Origin of the sequence: Microcystis sp. LE19-131.1A (genome assembly GCF_027532015.1) — a bacterium.
In the GTDB taxonomy this organism is placed as follows: domain Bacteria; phylum Cyanobacteriota; class Cyanobacteriia; order Cyanobacteriales; family Microcystaceae; genus Microcystis; species Microcystis ichthyoblabe_A.
Window position 1 is genome coordinate 1 of the sequence record NZ_JAPZSS010000272.1, and the last position, 17,470, is coordinate 17,470.

At 40.4% G+C, this 17,470-nt stretch carries 16 protein-coding genes, 1 tRNA gene and 2 pseudogenes; 8 read left to right on the forward strand and 11 right to left on the reverse strand.

What is annotated here, in order from left to right; genetic code table 11:
• Window positions 1–468 (reverse strand): annotated as a pseudogene (locus O9323_RS19145) (ISL3-like element ISMae37 family transposase); the annotation flags it as partial.
• Between the two features lie 67 nt (window positions 469–535).
• Between O9323_RS19145 and O9323_RS22775 the strand changes: the two are divergent.
• Window positions 536–751: a DUF5615 family PIN-like protein gene (locus O9323_RS22775; protein WP_373276077.1), complete on the forward strand. Its 216-nt coding sequence runs from the start codon at window positions 536–538 to the stop codon at window positions 749–751.
• Window positions 752–889: 138 nt separating this feature from the next.
• On the opposite strand, the gene O9323_RS19150 is transcribed toward O9323_RS22775, so the two are convergent.
• Together O9323_RS19150 and O9323_RS19155 are read right to left on the reverse strand one after the other, a co-directional pair.
• Complete coding sequence (locus O9323_RS19150; RefSeq protein ID WP_125731189.1) at window positions 890–1,219, reverse strand: helix-turn-helix transcriptional regulator; 330 nt, start codon at window positions 1,217–1,219, stop codon at window positions 890–892.
• The gene (locus O9323_RS19155; RefSeq protein ID WP_072926009.1) at window positions 1,216–1,572 is read right to left on the reverse strand and encodes a type II toxin-antitoxin system RelE/ParE family toxin; all 357 of its coding nucleotides are present in this window, start codon (window positions 1,570–1,572) and stop codon (window positions 1,216–1,218) included. Before O9323_RS19155 ends, O9323_RS19150 begins: the two co-directional genes overlap by 4 nt.
• A 212-nt stretch (window positions 1,573–1,784) precedes the next feature.
• Here O9323_RS19155 and O9323_RS19160 point away from each other — a divergent pair, with 212 nt between their 5' ends.
• Window positions 1,785–2,036, forward strand: a complete 252-nt coding sequence (locus O9323_RS19160) for a hypothetical protein (protein WP_002754810.1) — start codon at window positions 1,785–1,787, stop codon at window positions 2,034–2,036.
• Entirely contained in the window at window positions 2,033–2,446 is a 414-nt protein-coding gene (locus tag O9323_RS19165; RefSeq protein WP_002754808.1) for a type II toxin-antitoxin system VapC family toxin, read from the forward strand. Before O9323_RS19160 ends, O9323_RS19165 begins: the two co-directional genes overlap by 4 nt.
• A 15-nt stretch (window positions 2,447–2,461) precedes the next feature.
• Here the strand turns inward: O9323_RS19165 and O9323_RS19170 are convergent, their stop codons facing one another.
• Together O9323_RS19170 and O9323_RS19175 are read right to left on the reverse strand one after the other, a co-directional pair.
• Window positions 2,462–3,775 carry a tetratricopeptide repeat protein gene (locus O9323_RS19170; protein WP_002754806.1) on the reverse strand — a complete coding sequence of 438 codons (1,314 nt, stop codon included), beginning with the start codon at window positions 3,773–3,775 and terminating at the stop codon, window positions 2,462–2,464.
• Between the two features lie 394 nt (window positions 3,776–4,169).
• A tRNA-Arg gene (locus O9323_RS19175) sits at window positions 4,170–4,243 on the reverse strand.
• A 43-nt stretch (window positions 4,244–4,286) separates the two neighbouring features.
• On the opposite strand from O9323_RS19175, the gene moaC reads away from it, so the two are divergent.
• Window positions 4,287–4,787 (forward strand): cyclic pyranopterin monophosphate synthase MoaC, encoded by a 501-nt coding sequence (moaC, locus tag O9323_RS19180; protein WP_002754805.1) that lies wholly within the window; start codon window positions 4,287–4,289, stop codon window positions 4,785–4,787.
• Between the two features lie 259 nt (window positions 4,788–5,046).
• Here moaC and bchH read toward each other — a convergent pair whose 3' ends face one another.
• Together bchH and O9323_RS19190 are read right to left on the reverse strand one after the other, a co-directional pair.
• On the reverse strand, window positions 5,047–8,712 hold the full coding sequence (gene bchH / locus O9323_RS19185) for a magnesium chelatase subunit H (RefSeq protein WP_002754803.1): 3,666 nt from the start codon (window positions 8,710–8,712) through the stop codon (window positions 5,047–5,049).
• A gap of 75 nt (window positions 8,713–8,787) precedes the next feature.
• A pseudogene (locus tag O9323_RS19190) lies at window positions 8,788–9,069 on the reverse strand (flavin reductase family protein); the annotation flags it as partial.
• 494 nt (window positions 9,070–9,563) lie between these two features.
• Here O9323_RS19190 and O9323_RS19195 point away from each other — a divergent pair.
• Complete coding sequence (locus O9323_RS19195; RefSeq protein WP_002754799.1) at window positions 9,564–9,848, forward strand: UPF0175 family protein; 285 nt, start codon at window positions 9,564–9,566, stop codon at window positions 9,846–9,848.
• Entirely contained in the window at window positions 9,835–10,317 is a 483-nt protein-coding gene (locus tag O9323_RS19200) for a PIN domain-containing protein (protein WP_002754797.1), read from the forward strand. Before O9323_RS19195 ends, O9323_RS19200 begins: the two co-directional genes overlap by 14 nt.
• 72 nt (window positions 10,318–10,389) lie before the next feature.
• Here O9323_RS19200 and O9323_RS19205 read toward each other — a convergent pair whose 3' ends face one another.
• Entirely contained in the window at window positions 10,390–12,120 is a 1,731-nt protein-coding gene (locus O9323_RS19205) for a diflavin flavoprotein (protein ID WP_149106975.1), read from the reverse strand.
• A 365-nt stretch (window positions 12,121–12,485) separates the two neighbouring features.
• On the opposite strand from O9323_RS19205, the gene O9323_RS19210 reads away from it, so the two are divergent.
• Window positions 12,486–12,779, forward strand: coding sequence for a hypothetical protein (locus O9323_RS19210; RefSeq protein WP_002774353.1), 294 nt, complete (start codon window positions 12,486–12,488; stop codon window positions 12,777–12,779).
• Between the two features lie 92 nt (window positions 12,780–12,871).
• Here the strand turns inward: O9323_RS19210 and hypF are convergent, their stop codons facing one another.
• Genes hypF through O9323_RS19225 form a run of 3 tightly spaced genes read right to left on the reverse strand, consistent with a single transcriptional unit; the run spans window position 12,872 to window position 16,282 of the window.
• Window positions 12,872–15,136 (reverse strand): carbamoyltransferase HypF, encoded by a 2,265-nt coding sequence (hypF, locus tag O9323_RS19215; protein WP_288125591.1) that lies wholly within the window; start codon window positions 15,134–15,136, stop codon window positions 12,872–12,874.
• A gap of 50 nt (window positions 15,137–15,186) precedes the next feature.
• Window positions 15,187–15,861 (reverse strand): hypothetical protein, encoded by a 675-nt coding sequence (locus tag O9323_RS19220; protein WP_002754791.1) that lies wholly within the window; start codon window positions 15,859–15,861, stop codon window positions 15,187–15,189.
• 52 nt (window positions 15,862–15,913) lie between these two features.
• Window positions 15,914–16,282, reverse strand: coding sequence for a hypothetical protein (locus O9323_RS19225; RefSeq protein WP_288125592.1), 369 nt, complete (start codon window positions 16,280–16,282; stop codon window positions 15,914–15,916).
• Between the two features lie 354 nt (window positions 16,283–16,636).
• Between O9323_RS19225 and hisN the strand changes: the two genes are divergently transcribed.
• Window positions 16,637–17,443, forward strand: coding sequence for a histidinol-phosphatase (gene hisN / locus O9323_RS19230; protein ID WP_024970655.1), 807 nt, complete (start codon window positions 16,637–16,639; stop codon window positions 17,441–17,443).
• Window positions 17,444–17,470 lie beyond the last annotated feature (27 nt).

A 17,470-nucleotide genomic window follows, 5' to 3' on the forward strand; every position in this document is an offset into this window, starting at 1 on the left:
AAATTCATCCAAGCTTATTCGTTCTGGTGCTTCCCACTCTTCCTTTTCTAGTTCTTTAGCACAGTGATTAAATATTAACTCAACTTCTGACCATCCTAACCCTTCTTCTCGACTTATTTCTTCGATGCTACAATTTTTTACCCTCTCATAAATCATCGATTCATAGCGAATTGTCTGATGCTGTCTTAATCTCATAAAACTTAGTCTTTCGCTGATATACTTTTGGCACTTTTGACAATGAAACTGACGGCGTGGTACTTCTAAATATACTGGATTACCTAATATTGACAAATCTCTGACTAGATTATACTCTGTCTGATTGATTCTGTCCAAGGTTTGATGGCAATTCGGACATTCAATTGTTTCATTTAAAAGAGCGAGCTTTAGGAAAATTGTCTCATCAATTTTTTGATAATTGACCACTGTTACATTTGGTAAATCGAGGAGTTGATCAAAATTTATCCACATAACCCACCTCCTGTTCTGTGTTACTATTATACCATGCTCACACAGAACCTAGAAGAGCCAAAAGCGGATAATTTTAACTGTCGATCTAGATTTTTCTCAACTTCTCGCTATTAGTGTTGATAATTTACCAAGTGTCATCCTATTCCGTTTAGGCAATGAAAACTACAATCTAATTAATCAGCGTTTAACTATAGTTTTACGAGATTGTACAAAAGCATTAAAGACGGGAGCAATTGTGTCAGTAACAGATCGTATTTTTCGGATTAGACTTTTACCAATTTAAGATTTTTGCTTTATAGCGTTCATGGAGTCTTCCCGTTAATTCCATCTTAAATATTGTGTTCCAAAAGCGAACACCTTTATTATTGAGTACAAATTATAACATTGGCAAATAATCTCCCTGTCCTCTGTGTCTCTGTGGTTAATTACACTTCGTTTCTGAATAGTCACCAATAATTATAGGTTCTTTGTTGGGAATTTTGACAATAATTTCGACAGTTCCACCTAAGGCGTTAACTACTTCGCGCAGTGTATTTAGCTCTAGATTTTGCTCTTGTTTAAGTTTAGGTACTATTGATTGCTGTACTTCAAGATACTTTGCCAATTCTGATAAAGATAAACCTAGTTTTTCCTGCAAATACTTAAGCGTAAGTTCCTCCAGATAAATTTGGGAAGCTCTTGCTTTAATAATTGCTTGTCGTTCTCCACAAAGTTTATTAAATTCTTCCGAGAAGTTGGTATATTCTTTCATGACTTTTCTTCCTTAAGTTTTTCCAGATATTTTTGATAACGTTGATCTGCTATAGGAATATTTTCTTTGTACCATCTTTTGTTACCTGACTTGTTCCCCCCAACAAGTAAAATTGCTTGTCGATGAGGATCAAAGGCAAATAAAACACGCCAAGGTTCACCTTTATACTGAATACGAAGCTCTTTCATATTCTTAAAAGAAGATCCTTCAATGGTATCAACTCGTGGTCTCCCCAGTGCTGGTCCAAGTTTCATCAATACAGTTAAAACAGCAAATACTTCATTTTGAAGTCCCTGTTCTTGTTGATAAAACCAGAACCTAAAATCTGGATCAAATATAATATTCCATTCCATAACTATAATATAGTCTGTACATAAAATAATGTCAAGCTTTCAGTTAAACATTCGGCTCTCTTGCCATCATCATTATAAATTATAACATCGGTGAATAATCTCTGTGTTCTTTGTGTCTCTGTGGTTAATTACCCTCGATAATCTCCGTACCTCGCTCCAACTCGAAAATGCTATGATAAAAGTAACCTATTATCACTAAGGAACCTTTAATCATGACTAACTTAAACAATCATTCAACCTCTAACACATCCGAAGAGCCTGAGTTATCAATGGAAGAACTCGATGCTAAATGGGATGCACTAGAAAATGACCCTGAATTTCGCAAAAAACCTTTTTGGCAAAGAATTGTTGAGATTGGTAAAGTTGTTCCCCAATCAGAATGGCGAAAACACTTACCTACAGACTTTGCGCGTAATTTTGAACACTATATGTACGGCGCACCGAGAGAAGGTGAGGAAGAATGAGAACAATTTTCTTAGATACATCCTATTTACAGGCTCTTGCTGATTTTGGCGATAATCTTAATCCATTAGCTACAGCTATGACAGGACGACTCCGTAACTTTAGAGGTGTTACCAGTGAAATGGTTCTCACAGAATTACTCAATGCTTTATGCAGTAGAGGGGAATTTTTGCGTAAATCAGCTATTCGTCTAACTCATGATTTACGCAATGACAGCAAAACCATAATCATTCCCCAAACCAGTGAACAATTTCAGCAGGCTTTTGATTTTTATCAAAGACGATTAGATAAAGGTTACAGTTTAACTGATTGTGCTTCCATGCAGATTATGAGACAACTGGAAATCAATGAAATCTTAACCTTTGATAAGCATTTTCAGCAAGAAGGATTTAGCGCATTACTCAGAGAATAGTCACTAAACTTTACTTCACTTTAATTTTTTTCTCGCTTCATATAACCATTGTTCTTCCTCTGTATTAATTATCCTCCCTTCGGCTAAATTAAGACATTTACGCCAATTTTCCTGAGATAATTTCTTATCTTGTTTTTCTAAAAGTTGAGCATAAATACAAAAAGCAGCACCGGGATTGCGGATAAATTTCTGATAAGCTGGATTTTCAGCGATACCAATAGCAACTAAAAGATTAGGAACTGCATCTTCACTGCGATTTTGCTTAAATCTGGCCCAGCCTAGATTTTTATAAATACTATATTTTTGTACTGCTAAATTGCGTTTCTCCTCTTCAGTAAATTGGTCTAGTTTTTCATCTTTTTCTGCTAATAATCTCTTGGCTTTTTCCAGTAACTCTACTGCTTCTGCATTCTTATTATCGCGCAGATACCAATAAGCGAGATTATTATAAGCATCTATAAAACCACCTTTTGCCGCGATTAAATAGTGTTTTTTCGCATTAGTCAAATCCTGTAACTCTTCGTAAAGTGTTGCCAACTTATAATGAGCATCTAAATTATCTGGATCTAACTCAATCGCTTTTAAATACTTCTCTTCTGCTAAGGCTAAATTGGGAAGTTCTTGACTTGCTGGCGGAGGAGATTGTAAATGGCTTCCTTCTTGCTTATAAAACTCAGAAAACCAAGAGAAATTTAGATAAATTCCCAAGAGAAAAGCAAAGACTATTACTGTTACAGAAAACTGTATTTCTTCATACCAATGTTCAGCAATCCCAAGAAATTTCATTAACTTAACAAAACCCTTCTGGCGCGTCCGTGTGAGAGCATTTTCAGTTTGTAATAAAGAAATGAAAGTCGAAAAAATAACACCCCCTATTTCTGGCAAACCTGAACCACCACTAAGAAACCGAGTAGCAATCGTTCCGATTAATGTAAAATTAACCCCTAATAAAACCAGTTTACCGATTCTCCATAGCCAATCAAAGCGATTGCAAGGATGCAGAGATTCTCTACTTTCTAAATGCCACCACCAAGCCTGAGCAGACATAGGTAAAGTCTCCCGATATTCAGCTAAGTCAATAACTTGAGTAATTTTGTAACTCTTCTGTTTTAATCTATTATCTTGTTCGATTAATTTTGACGACATATCAACCGAAATTTCCGCCTCAGCTTCCATTCGTTTCTGAAGAGCATCTCTGGCGGTAATAATTTCTAAAGCCTGTGCTTTTTTCAGAGATTTATTATGAGAAGTATCTAAATAATTTAGAGCATTCTGGTAACGCTCTAAAGCAACTTGAAAGGGTGTCGGCACAGGTGCAGGAGAATTCATATTATACTAAATCCGTTGAGCATAGGTTACCTATAAGGACAGGCAAAAGGCAAGAGGCAAAAGGCAAAAGGGGGAATAAATAATCAGTTTTTAATAACCAGATTTAGTATTATAAGTAGTCATGCAAAATAAATTTCCTAGTGAAGACAGGCAAGAGGCAATAGGCAAGAGGCAAAAGCTTTATCGAAATGTGTAATTAATTTTGCTTAGGTACTTACAATCCTAAAAGTTTAGTTTCTTTCACTGTTTGAGGGTAAAAAATACCTCGGCAAAACTGGCTGATGATACTAAATCCTGTTTAAAAAGTATAGGAAAGTGGGAAGATGGGGCAAAAAACCAAAGAAATTAGGAACTATATGTCCCTAATTCCTGTAGTATATGCCATTGTATGTAACGGGCTTGGAGAGACTCGAACTCCCGACCTTGTGGTCCGTAGCCACACGCTCTAATCCACTAAGCTACAAGCCCTTGTTTTTCTCAACAGTAAACTACTATAGCACAGGTTCATTCAATGACGCAAGAGGGTAAAGAAAAATTATCTCATCTCGACAGCCAAGGCGAGGCCCAGATGGTGGATGTATCGGAGAAAATGCCCACTAAACGCACTGCTATCGCCCTAGGACAAGTGAGAATGCTAAAAACGACTTTTGAAGCCATAGAACAGGGAAATGCGCCTAAAGGTGACGTTTTAGGGACGGCCAGACTAGCGGGAATTATGGCGGCCAAACAAACTTCCTCCTTAATTCCCCTTTGCCATCCCTTACCCCTGCAAAAAATCAATGTTCAGATTATCCCGAAAGCAGAGTTACCCGGTTACGAAATTCGGGCAGAAGTGGTGACAAAATCGGAAACTGGGGTAGAAATGGAGGCTTTAACGGCGGTATCTGTGGCAGCCTTGACTTTATACGATATGGCCAAAGCGTTAGAAAAATCAATCCTGATTGAAAATATCCGTCTGCTGAGTAAAACAGGAGGGAAATCAGATTATCATCAGGATACCCTGTTGCCATGAAAACCCGGGTGCATCTCACATTTGCAGAAATACCGACAATCAGCAATTATCAGTGACTCTTAAATTATTACAGATGGGTCAGCGGCTGCGTGTAAGCATCCCACCGAAAAACTAATGCGCGGGGGGTTTGGGGGGTAGAACCCCCCAAAGGCTTGGATTGAGTGGTAAAATCGGAAGTAATGACCGATTTTAGCCGAGAGTGTCCCCGTAAAAATCCCAACTTGGTAGATTGACAAAAATGAGATGCAGCCTAAAAAACCTAAGTAACCCCTTCTAACTTTTCATCGGTCAATTGATATAATTCCTGTAATTTCTCTAATTTGTCGGGGTCTGCTTGCCAAAAACCGCGACCCTGTGCTTCTAACATTCTACCGACAATATTACGGAAAGCTTCGGGATTAGCTTGACGCAATTTTTCCGCCATTTCTGCATCAAAAGCGTAGGTATCGGCTGCCTGATCATACACCCAATCGTCACTAAAATTAGCCGTACCGCCCCAACCAATTAAAGCGGTCATTCTTTGGGAGATTTCGTAGGCCCCACCGGAACCTTGATTAACCATGGCGTTGGCCCATTTAGGATTGAGTAATTTACTGCGGTATTCTAAGCGCAAAACCTCCTCTAATTTGCGGGGAGTTGTATCATTGGAAAAACTCTCGACAAAACTCGTCATCACCCGTTTACCGCTTTGTTTTTCTGCGGCTAATTTTAATCCTCCCGTGTTGCCGTAGTATTCCTGAATATCGGTTAAACCGTATTCTACCGAGTCAATTTCTTGGATAATACTTTCACTGGTTTTTAATAACTGTTGTAGCACTTCTGGCCGCGCTTGTCCCTTATCTTGACGACCATAACTAAAAACATTACGCTTTTCCCAAGTTTTCGCTAATTCGTTGTCATTGTCCCAATTTCCTTCCACTACTTGGTCATTAACTAAAGAGCCAAAATCCCCAGCAGGATTGGAAAATAAACGAGCGCTGGCATTGTCAATCCCTTGACTTTTTAAGGCTAAATAGTGCTTACGGATATAATTATCATTTTCCGATTCTTCTATCTCGGCTGCCCGCTGCATTAAATCATCCAATAACTCGATAATATTGATAAAAGTATCGCGAAAAATTCCCGATAAATTAGCCAAAATATCGATGCGCGGGTGTCCAATTTCCCCTAAAGGTTTTAATTCATATCTGACAATTCTTCCCGTTCCCTCTTTCACTGGTTCCGCACCGACTAATTCTAAGAGAATACCCAGGGATTCACCCTTAGTTTTAATCACATCTAATCCCCAGAGTAAAACCGCTACAGTTTCGGGATATTTTCCTTTTTCGGTTAGGTTTTGTTCTAGCAGTTTTTTGGCGATTTCTCGTCCGCGGGTGTAGGCTGCCGGGGAAGGCATCCGGTAGGGGTCTAAAGCGTGTATATTGCGTCCTGTGGGCAAAACTCCCGCACCATCTCGGAGTAAATCACCCCCCGGCGCTGGGGGTACATATTCCCCATTTAATCCCCGCAAAAGATTAGTTAATTCTTCGCTATTTTGTCCTAATAAATTTTTAATAGCAATGCCTTCTTTAAGCTTTTCATTGGTTGCTTCGTCAGCGATAATTTGCTGAAATTCTCGCTCAGATAAATCGGTAAAATAAGCATCAAGATAACCTTTTAATTCTTCCTGATTGGGAGCAGTTCCTAGGGTGTGTAAACCCGAAGAAAATAGTCTTTGTTCGACGATTTGTAAGTAATTATACACCTTGACAAAATAATCGGTTAGTGCATAGCGGCTAAATAATTTGGCATTTTCTAAAGTGAATTCTATTCCCTGTTTTTCTGCTTCCAGAAAAGGACAATCTTTAGAGATACCTGTATCAATAATCTTTTGAAGAATACTATCTCTTAAAGCGTAATTTTTCTCAGGATTTTCTCGAAACTCGGCAATCAAATCTCGTAAAATCATCAATTCTTTATATAATCCCGCTCGTCCGTAGGGAGGCACATTATGGGAAATTAACACCCCATAACCGCGACGTTTAGCTAGGATAGATTCCGAGGGATTATTAGCGGCATAAATATATAAATTCGGTAAATCTCCTAATAAAATATCTGACCAAGAATAACCGGTATTTCCTAGGGGTGAACCAGGCAGCCATTCGACAGTTCCGTGCATACCAAAATGAACGAGCGCATCGGTCTTAAAATCTTTTTGTAACCACTGATAAAAGGCTGCATACTGAGGGTGAGGAGTTAAATCTTTTTCAAACATTAACCGCATCGGATCCCCAGCAATTCCTAAAGGTGGTTGCACTCCAATCCAGATATTACCTAACTCAATTCCCCCTAAATGATACTGGTCGCCAATAGTTTTTATCCCCGCATCTTTAAGGGATTTCCAGTGTTTTTCGATGCGAGAAGTTAATAGATAACCTAGCCAATTTTCTAAAGTTTCTATCGATAAACGATTTTGTTTAGAGAGATTTTCATCATCGGCAAATTTGACTTTTTGAATAATTTCTTCCCCGTCTTCGGGAATCGTTCCCAGATTATAACCCTGCGCTTCTAAAGCTTGTAAAAACTTAACTAAACTCCGGGGAACATTTAACAAAGCTGCCGTACCAACTGCCCCATAACCCGGCGGAAATCCATAGAGAATGATGGCTATTTTGCGTTCTTGCGGAGGGGTTTTATGTAACTTAATCCAACTATGCAAACGTCCAGTTAAACGCTGTAATCTTTCGGGGATTAAATAGATAGTTTCCCCCACTAATCCCCCCAGAGGAATTGTATCAATTGCTCCATCTAATTCCGGTAAAGCGTATAGAACCACACTCTGTAAACCACCGATTCCCTGTCTTGTCCAAGAATAAATATCTTGAATCAATAAAGGGGCAGCGATAAGATAAGGAATATTTTTAGCGGACAGAATTCGTTTAGCCACTTCTACCTGTCTTCCTGCTTCCATAGAACCCGCAGGACCTCCCACCAAAGGAAAGCCAATCGTCGAGACAATTGCATCTACTGTCACCGCATCTTCACTTAAAGAAGGAGTTTCAATGATTCCTTTTTTTCTTTGCTGAATTTCGTAGTCTGTGGTTAACCAATCCCGAACAATTGTATGGCCTTCCACTCCGTTAATAAACACGGGTAGGGGAATTAAATTAGCCGTTTCAAAATGACGGATTAATTGATTAATATAGGGTAGTTTACTGATAACGTGCTTCCGATAAAGCAGCAGTGCCACCACTGGTTTATCAAGAGATTTATTTTTTTTATACCAAGTTAAATATTCTTGGGGAGTGAGAAAATAACCCTGATAATCGGGGTGTAATAGTCCCTTATTGGGAGTTTCGATAACTTCGGGTATTTCCCGTACTTTTAATCCTAGATATTTTTGGGCAATTACCCAACACATAGCGGCAACATTTTCGGTTCCTCCCGCATTCCAATAACCGTAAATAATTAACCAATTACGCAAATCTTGAACTTTTTTAGCGGGAATAAATTTCAGCAGTTTCGGACCAGTTTTGAGGAAACTGAGATAACCAGCTAACTTATCTTCTTCCTTGCCACTGGAAAATTTACTCAAGATAAATTGAATTGGTTTTGGCATTCCTTTTGGTTTATCCCCGATGGCAAATTCTCCCAAACGGGTTAAACTCATTAACTCTAAAGCAGACTCAAAAACTAAGCGAATCGGAATCTGTGCTGCTCGTTGCCGCAGCCAAGTAACTTGATCGTAATCGAAGATCAAACTAGCAAAAAAAACGTCGGCAGTGGCTAAAGCTTGCTCGACTATTTCCGGTTCGCTAGTCAAGGATTTATCGCTAAATACTTTTACCTCTAAATCGGGACATTTAGAACTAGCCAACAGGCCCGATTGCCGATACAAATTACTATTAAAGGTTTCAAAGCCAACAATTAAAACAATGCTTTTCATAAGAATTTATTTTCTGATAAATCAGGGTGCGTTATTTTGCCTTAACACACCCCCTGAAATGATCATAACAACAAATTAATAATAACTGCCAGATTTGCGATGATGGATGGCGGTTAAACCTTGGTGTAAAACCTTACCTTTTTCTGCGATCGCATAAAGCAGCCAATGATCACCGCACTCCATTCGTTGTTCCACCCGACATTCCAGATAAGCGAGCGCTTCGGCCAAAATCGGCCCACCGTTCTCAGCTTTAGTGGTTTCGATATTAGCGAAACGATCTTCTCCGGGGGAAAAAGGTTTAAGAAAATGCTTCATTAAAGCTATATGTTGTCCTTCTTGCCGGATATTAAGGACAAAATGGATATAAAGTGGGTAGAATCGATGGGAGGTATTATCAGCAATTCTCATTTTAAGGTTTCATGACATTAAAACCCTTGCACCTAGAAGGGTTAATAATTCTTAACGAATCTCTAGATCGCTGAAACAAGGCAAAATCGTTTCAAAATGAGAATTGCTGCCACTATCTCACCTGCATCGGTCTAACACCCCCTTAATAAGACTTATAGCAGAGAACGAGTTGGTTAGGACAACCTAAATCGCTAAAATTCAGTTCTGGCAAGGATTTTCCTTCTTCCTTCTGCCCGCTGCTATAATAGCGCACTGTGCGGTTTAATCACCTCAATCAGGAGTCAGGAGACGATGCCAAATCAGATTATACTTCATCTTTATGAGAAACGCTGTAAGCTGTAATAATTAAGAGACATCTTAAAAAAAGTCAGAAACCCTTCTGTTCCCTGTTCCGGAGTTCCCTTGTCTCTAAAGTTAACTTTATTTTTAACTAGGTACTTAGAATGAAAAATGAAATATTAAATCTAGAATTTTCTCCCGATGTTCTTGCCGCTTTAAAAATAGGAATTGATGAACTCGGTCAAGAAATTAAACTTCTGGCCGCTATTTATTATTTTCAAGAAAAGCGACTTTCTTTAGGAAAAGCGGCGGAATTAGCGAGAATTAATCGCCTAGAATTTATGGATATTTTGTCTAAAAAAGGGATTGTATTGTTTGATTATGACGAATCGGCGTTAGCGGTTGAATTAAAGGGAATAGAAAAACTGGAGCCTGATGATTGTAAGTAACGCTACTCCCCTCATCGCTTTTGCGCGAATTGGTCAACTCGGTCTTTTACAAGAAATAGTTAAAAGCATCATTATTCCTAAGGCGGTAGCTCTTGAAATCAGCACTTATGATCAAGACAAAACTGGCTCGATCGATCTATTACGAGAACAGTGGATTTCTGTCCGAGAAATCGCCTCTCAACAGCAGGTTTCCTTACTATTACCGACTCTGGATCGAGGAGAATCAGAAGTCATCGTCCTTGCACTAGAACAAAAAGCCCCTTTAGTGCTTATCGATGAATTAGCGGCTCGTCAGGTGTGTAAATCTCTCAATATTCCAATTACAGGTTCGATCGGTATTTTAATTAAAGCAAAACAGTTGGGAAAGATCGCTGCAGTCAAACCTTACATAGAAACGATGCAACAACAAGGCATATACTACAGCCAGAAATTTATTGATCTTGTTTTACAAACAGTAGCAGAAGGATAGGGGAGAGTATTGTTCACTTTCGGGATCAGCCGAAACCCTTGTTTTTTGCGATCCCTTACCCGTCACCATGAGTTAATAATAACTGCCAGATTTGCGATGATGGATGGCGGTTAAACCCTGGTGTAAAACCCTGCCTTTTTCTGCGATCGCATAAAGCAGCCAATGATCACCGCACTCCATTCGTTGTTCCACCCGACATTCCAGATAAGCGAGCGCTTCGGCCAGAATCGGCCCACCGTTCTCAGCTTTAGTGGTTTCGATATTAGCGAAACGATCTTCTCCGGGGGAAAAAGGTTTAAGAAAATGCTTCATTAAAGCCAAATGTTGACCTTCTTGGAGGATATTAAGGACAAAAGGCGTACCGCTATAAAGCAGAGACTCGATCGCTCGTTCTTTCGCCACGGCAATAGTCAATCCGGGGGGGGTGAACGTCGCTTGCGACACCCAAGAGGCTAACATGGCGCCGCGCAATTCCCCCAATTCGCAGGTGACGATACAGAGAGAACCCACCAAACGTCCCAGAGCCTGCGATCGCCGATCGCTTTGGGATTGGTTAACATTAGTTTTCGGTTGTCTGCTTTTGCGAGCTTTTTTGACTGCTTGAGCGAAATCGGTTCCTGCTTCCTCACAGGTCTTTAAAATTGCCTCCGTGGGTTTAAATTTAACCCGAATTGGCTCAAAACCGAAGCGATAACCGCCATCCCGGAATTTACCTTCTAAAAGATCGACCGCTTCCCCACTCCAACCGTAGGAGCCAAAAACTCCCACCAGCTTGCTTTTATCGCCATTTGCTAGGGTAATCCCCAAGGCGGTTTGGATGGGAGTCGGTGCGTGTCCTCCCAAAGTGGGGGAACCAAAGATAAAACCGACACTTTTTTCGATCGCCGTTTTGATCTCGTCCGGTTCAGCGAACTCGGCATTAATCGCCGTGACTGCTACTCCCGCTTTCGTGATCCCCATGGCGATCGCTTGAGCGAGGGTGGTGGTGTTGCCGTAGGCACTGGCATAAATCAGGGCGATTGTCAACTCTTGATACTTTTGTACTGCCAACCATTGTTGATAGGAAAGGGTCAATTCGTGCATCGCGTAACGCACCAGAGGGCCGTGACCAACAGCATAAAATAAGGGCGATTTAGCGGCTAATTTCTCCAAAGCGTTGCTAATTTGGCTGGCATAGGGAGCCATGAGACAATCGAAATAATAACGCCGATCTTCGTTATAAACGCTCCAACCCTCATCAAAAATTTGGTCGCCACAAACGTGCGCTCCGAATAATTTATCGGTGTAGAGAATATCGGTTTTGCTGTCGTAGGTACAGAGTTGATCGGGAAATCTGGGGTTAGGAGTGGGGATAAATTCTAATTGATGGTTTGCCCCTAAATTTAATATTTCTTCCCCCTTGACAACCAACAGATTTAATGCTTCGGTTTCGAGAATTTTTTTCAGGGAAATTGCCCCCGGATTAGAACAAACAAAAGTGACTTGAGGCGCGATTTCTAAAAGTGCCTTGAGGGTGACGGCACGATTGGGGTTAACGTGACCGAGGATAATATAATCAATAGTTTTCGGATCGATTCTTTTAGTTAAAGCCTCTAAAAATATAGCCGAGAATGATTTCCCGGGTGGATCAAAAAGAGCGACTTTTTCACCTTTAATCAGATAACTATTGGCGGTAGTTCCCTTTTGTAATCCATATTCGATCTCGAATTTTAACCGGTCCCAAGTGCGGGAACGAAAGACAAAAGTATCGACGGCAATAGGTGCTACTTGTACATCTCTCGGTTTGACAATTGCATTATTCATAATCTTAGTTACCAGTTATCAGTTAAGTAGTCAATTAGTTAAGCGGCAACTTGAGGCTGTGATCATTTTTTACTAGGCAAGTTTGGCATCAAAGTCAACACTTGATTTTTGACTAAATACAGCCTTTTATCGCTGGGGACGAGTGGGGAAATTTACAGGTTATCTTACCAGCCGGAAGGACATCAATATCTACAGTACACTATCTCTGGGAAGAAACCTAGCTTCTAGCAATTGGCTCGCGGGTAACGATACTCCTCTGGGGGGATTTGCCAGTCTATTGAGAAATTCTAAAGGGAACGTGATCCCCAGAAGCGAGGTGCTAGTCTGAGGGAAACCCTGCTATCTCCCTATCAGGCAAAGTTTTTATGAGCTATCAGCACTCGTCTTTTGACTGCACTAGCGCCAATTTTGAGAAAGCCGCTTTGACTCATTTTCGCACTCTTGTGGCTTTTTTACCGGACAATTGCCGTATTTACCGGCAAACTTGGGAATTTTCTACGGTTCTCTGTCTCGATTTTCTAGCCTGTTTGCAGGGACTAGCAATCACTCGTCAAAATTTCGCCCATCTAGTTAATGTGACACAAGAACTGGGTTTAGGTCAAGCAATTATTTTGAAAGTAGGCAATAAAATCGTTGAGTGGCATCGTTTAACAGTCTAGAAAAAAATCGGCTCTCTGTGTTCTTTGTGTCTCTGTGGTTTATCTTTAACGCTGCTGACATAACCTAATAAAAAGGTAGATTGTCGGCTATTCTAGAACTGTTTAAGTTGAGAAAAAGCTCCGATAATTTGACCAAGGCTAATACCACCATCATTAGTGGGAACGGTTTGCTGCCAGTAGGGTTGAAATCCCGAAGCTTGTAAGCGATTAATTGTTCTTTCCGTCAGATAACGATTTTGAAAACAGCCTCCCGTCAGGAGAATTTTTTCTCTGCCTATTTTCTGAGCAATTTCTACAATAATCTCACTTAAACTATTATGAAATTTAGCGGCAATTATGCCGATTTGTACTTGTTTTTCTAAATCTTCAACAACTCCTAAAATTATCTGATTCCAATCAATAACTATGGGGGAGTCGGCGGATAAAGAAAAATGATAATACTCTTCCGTTTTAATGCCATCAAGGGCAAATTCTAACTGCATTGCTGCCTGTCCCTCAAAACTTAATTGATAACATAAACCTAGAATCGCCGCCACACCATCAAACAAACGCCCGACACTAGAAGTTAAAGGACAATTAATTTTTTTGGTTAACATTTGCCTAAAAATCGACCATTCCTGTTCACTAAAAGCTGATTTTATCCTATCGGTATTTTCCATAACTTCTAGTAATCCTAAAGCCACTCGTCTGGGTTCTTTAACCGCTTTTTCTCCTCCGGGTAATGGCCAGGGTTTAAAATGGGCGACTCGCTGCCAAGAATCGGCAGCAATATGGATAAATTCTCCCCCCCAAATTGTGCCGTCTAAACCGTATCCTGTTCCATCCCAAGCAACCCCTAAAACTGGAGGTTGTAGCTGATGTTCTGCCATGCAGGATAAAACGTGAGCGTAATGGTGTTGAATGGGAATAACGGGTAAATTTAAGCTATAAGCGTACTTGGTTGCTAGATATTCAGGATGAGCATCACAGGCAATAACTTCGGGTGCAAACTCGTATAATTTTTTTAAACTATCGAGGATATTTTCAAAATGATTGACGGCATTAACTGTATCTAAATCGCCGATATGTTGACTAATAAAAACTTGATTTTTTTGGTAGATAGCCACGGTATTTTTAAAATAACTTCCCACGGCCAGAATCGGGGGGAAATCTCCCTCATTAACTTTAACGGGAAAGGGAGCATATCCCCGCGCTCGCCGCAAAATCATCGCTTTTCCCGCCATTTCCCTGATAATAGAGTCATCCACTGGTCGAACTATGGGACGATTATGAACTAGAAATAAATCGGCGATAGTTCCTAATTTTTCTAAAGCTTCTTTTTCCTCAATACAGATAGGTTCATCGGCTAGATTACCACTGGTTGCTACAATAGGAAAGCCTAATTCTGCTAATAAAAGATGATGTAGGGGAGTATAGGGTAACATGACTCCTAGATAGGGATTACCCGGAGAAACGGCAGCAGAAAGATAATTTTTTCGCTGTTTGATCAGGACGATTGCCGCAGCAGGAGACTGCAATAATTGCGATTCTAAAGAAGAGACATAACCATGCTTTTTCACTAACTCAAGATTAGGATACATCACGGCAAAAGGCTTATCCAGTCGCTGTTTACGTTGTCGCAATTTTTGCACTGCTTCCGTATTTCTTGCATCGACAACTAGGTGAAATCCTCCTAATCCTTTGATCGCTATAATTTTTCCCTGTTGAATTGCTCTAGCAGTGGCGATTAAAGCTTGATCTTTTTCCGCTAATACAGAGCCTTGACTGTCTAAAAGACTAATTTTGGGTCCGCAACTAGGACAGGCATTCGGTTGGGCATGAAAACGGCGATCCAGAGGGTTTTCGTATTCCCTTTGACATTCGGGACACTGATTAAAACCCCTCATAGTTGTGGCACTGCGATCATAGGGTAAACTCTCGATAATACTGTAGCGAGGACCGCAGTTAGTGCAGTTAGTAAAAGGATAGCGATAACGACGATTATTCGGGTCAAAAATATCGGCTAAACAATCGGGACAAGTGGCTAAATCGGGCAGAACAATTGTATTTTTTTCACCGCCGCTGCTCTGGCGTATGCTAAAGTTTTGATAACCGATAGGATTTAACCATTGAGTCTCAATATTTTCAATTAGCGATCGAGGTGGTTTTTCTAAAGATAATCGAGTCAAAAAAGTTTCTAGTTTGTCTCGATTGCCCTCGACTTCAATAAAAACTCCCGCTGCTGTATTATTCACCCAACCAGTTAGGTTTAATTCCGTTGCTAATCGATAAACAAAAGGACGAAAACCGACCCCTTGTACTGCTCCGCGCACAATTAAAGCTAATCGCTGATCCGATTGAATGCTCTGATTATTCATAAATAATTTAACGGGGAAATCATCAAATTCATCCCTGATTACTTTTCCCGTTATACTAAACTTTCACTAATCACCCGACAGCATTCTTCCACACTGGTTCTTTTTTCCATAGCTATCACTAAAGCTTGATAGGCAGTCTGTTGTTTTTCTAAAAGAGTTTTTGCCTGTAATAAACTCCAGCGCTCTTTTTGGGCATAATTATTCTCAGGAACCCCCGCTAATTTTAAGGCCGATTGCAGATAAAATCGATCGCTTTCTCCCCCCTCCGCTTTACCATAAACTAAGGTTTCGGCAGCAATTCCCGCCATCCACACCGTAGAAATTCGCTCTAAAAAAGCAGGAAAATCGGTAAAGTTCTTGACTTTTTGCTCTAAATCTGCTAGGTCAAATTGAACGCCGCCGACTCCCTCCTGGCCTTGACGAAAGGCTTCCCAAGCGGTCAAACTATAACTGGCGATCGGAATGCCTAAAATATAAGCGGTGAGAAAATGTCCGGCTTCGTGGTAGATAACTCTTTGACGGTGTTTACTGGGAGAAAGAGCATCCAGTAGTAAAGTCACGCCTCGGTTATTAAAGGTGAGAGTATCGACGGTAACTAATCCCAAGAGGCTAAAAGTAGCCAAAGCGGGGACAAAAGGCGAAATAGACAGCAAAGGGGTGACAAATACGGAAAGAGTGATCGAAAAAACGGTAATCGCGATCAGATTTAAAGCTGTCTGTTCCATAAAAATTAATAAAAATATACAAATGCTTAATACTATGTTACATTGCCTAGTTTTATTTTCCCCGAATCAACCAACCAATTACCCCACCCACAAAAGCAGTCACAATCGATATACCGATCTGTTTCCAGTTTTTTACCTCCCCAATTTTTTCGGCTAAATCGGGAATTTTTCCCACGGATGCCTCGATGAGTTTCACTCTTTCATTTAAACCGGTGATTTTTGCGTCTAAAGTCCTGATTTCTCCCTTAATTTCCGTCTGTCCTATCTCTAAGACCTGAATTTCTCTTTTGATCTCTCCGAAACTATTCTCGATCGCTTTTTGTCCACTCTCCAGAGAGGTTAAACGAGTTTCGATCGCTTTTTGTCCATTGATAATCAGATTTTCTAACCTTTTTAGGTCATTTTCCGTAAAAGCCGTCATCAGCTAAACTCCTAATAGATTAATTTTTTCTCGTCTTGAGATTAAATCGATTGTTGACTAACTTAATTATGGAGTCAAAATCAAGCTGTTCCCCATTGATGGTTCTAGGTTCGACACAGCAATAGGGATTTAGGGTGATAGGGAAATTTCCGCTAAATCCCCCATCTCCCCACTTCCCTTTACCATAAATAAATATTATTGTTTTCCTGTATGGATAACTTTTATTGATGAATATCGATCGCACTATCCAAGAGGCAATAGGGATTTAGGGTGATAGGGAAATTTCCGCTAAATCCCCACTTCCCTTTAACATAAATAAATATTATTGTTTTCCTGTATGGATAACTTTTCTTGATGAATATTGATCGCACTATCCAACTAGCTCATCAATTAGCGGACGCGTCTGGAGAGATTATCCGGCGCTATTTTCGGCAGCCTCATCTAGAAACCGAAACAAAACTCGATCAAGTTTCCTCAATAGTAACAATCGCCGATCAAGAAGCTGAGGAGGCGATGGTGGCGATTATTCGGCGAGAATTGCCTGAAGATGGGGTTATTAGGGAAGAAGGAGTCAATATTCCTTCCCAAAGTGGTCGTTATTGGGTATTGGATCCGATCGATGGCACATCCTCTTTTGTCAAAGGATTACCGATTTTTGGGACTTTAATCGGCCTAGTGGCAGAAAATCAACCGATTTTAGGAATTGTCGATCAACCGATTTTAGGCGATCGCTGGTTAGGAGTGAAGGGAAAAGGGAGTCTTTATAATAACCAGATGATTGTTAATCCCTACCGTCAAGATCAAGAACTTGTCTTAAAAAATGCCTGTTTAGCCTCCACCACTCCCTTAATGTTTATCACAGAACGACAACAAGCGATCGCTCGTCAGCTGCAAAGCGTCTGTAAACGTACCGCTTTTGGGGGTGATTGTTATAACTATATGATGTTAGCCACTGGCTGCACTGCCATGCCGATGGTAATCCTAGAATCAGACCTGAAATACTACGATTTTTGTGCTTTAATCCCGATTATTGAAGGTGCGGGCGGAATAATTAGCGATTGGTCAGGTAATCCCCTAAAAGCTGATTCTAGCGAAGTTTTAGCCGTCTCTAATTCGGGTTTATGGCGGCAGGTTTTAGAACAAATCAGCAGAGTGGGTTAGTGCCAATAGCTAACCCACCCCTGCGGC

Excerpts from the sequence above, each read along its gene's own strand:
- O9323_RS19150 (WP_125731189.1), bottom strand. The coding sequence starts at position 1,219 with ATGAAAGAATATACCAACTTCTCGGAAGAATTTAATAAACTTTGTGGA.
- O9323_RS19155 (WP_072926009.1), bottom strand. The coding sequence starts at position 1,572 with ATGGAATGGAATATTATATTTGATCCAGATTTTAGGTTCTGGTTTTAT.
- O9323_RS19160 (WP_002754810.1), top strand. The coding sequence starts at position 1,785 with ATGACTAACTTAAACAATCATTCAACCTCTAACACATCCGAAGAGCCT.
- O9323_RS19165 (WP_002754808.1), top strand. The coding sequence starts at position 2,033 with ATGAGAACAATTTTCTTAGATACATCCTATTTACAGGCTCTTGCTGAT.
- O9323_RS19170 (WP_002754806.1), bottom strand. The coding sequence starts at position 3,775 with ATGAATTCTCCTGCACCTGTGCCGACACCCTTTCAAGTTGCTTTAGAG.
- moaC (WP_002754805.1), top strand. The coding sequence starts at position 4,287 with ATGACGCAAGAGGGTAAAGAAAAATTATCTCATCTCGACAGCCAAGGC.
- bchH (WP_002754803.1), bottom strand. The coding sequence starts at position 8,712 with ATGAAAAGCATTGTTTTAATTGTTGGCTTTGAAACCTTTAATAGTAAT.
- O9323_RS19195 (WP_002754799.1), top strand. The coding sequence starts at position 9,564 with ATGAAAAATGAAATATTAAATCTAGAATTTTCTCCCGATGTTCTTGCC.
- O9323_RS19200 (WP_002754797.1), top strand. The coding sequence starts at position 9,835 with ATGATTGTAAGTAACGCTACTCCCCTCATCGCTTTTGCGCGAATTGGT.
- O9323_RS19205 (WP_149106975.1), bottom strand. The coding sequence starts at position 12,120 with ATGAATAATGCAATTGTCAAACCGAGAGATGTACAAGTAGCACCTATT.
- O9323_RS19210 (WP_002774353.1), top strand. The coding sequence starts at position 12,486 with ATGAGCTATCAGCACTCGTCTTTTGACTGCACTAGCGCCAATTTTGAG.
- hypF (WP_288125591.1), bottom strand. The coding sequence starts at position 15,136 with ATGAATAATCAGAGCATTCAATCGGATCAGCGATTAGCTTTAATTGTG.
- O9323_RS19220 (WP_002754791.1), bottom strand. The coding sequence starts at position 15,861 with ATGGAACAGACAGCTTTAAATCTGATCGCGATTACCGTTTTTTCGATC.
- O9323_RS19225 (WP_288125592.1), bottom strand. The coding sequence starts at position 16,282 with ATGACGGCTTTTACGGAAAATGACCTAAAAAGGTTAGAAAATCTGATT.
- hisN (WP_024970655.1), top strand. The coding sequence starts at position 16,637 with ATGAATATTGATCGCACTATCCAACTAGCTCATCAATTAGCGGACGCG.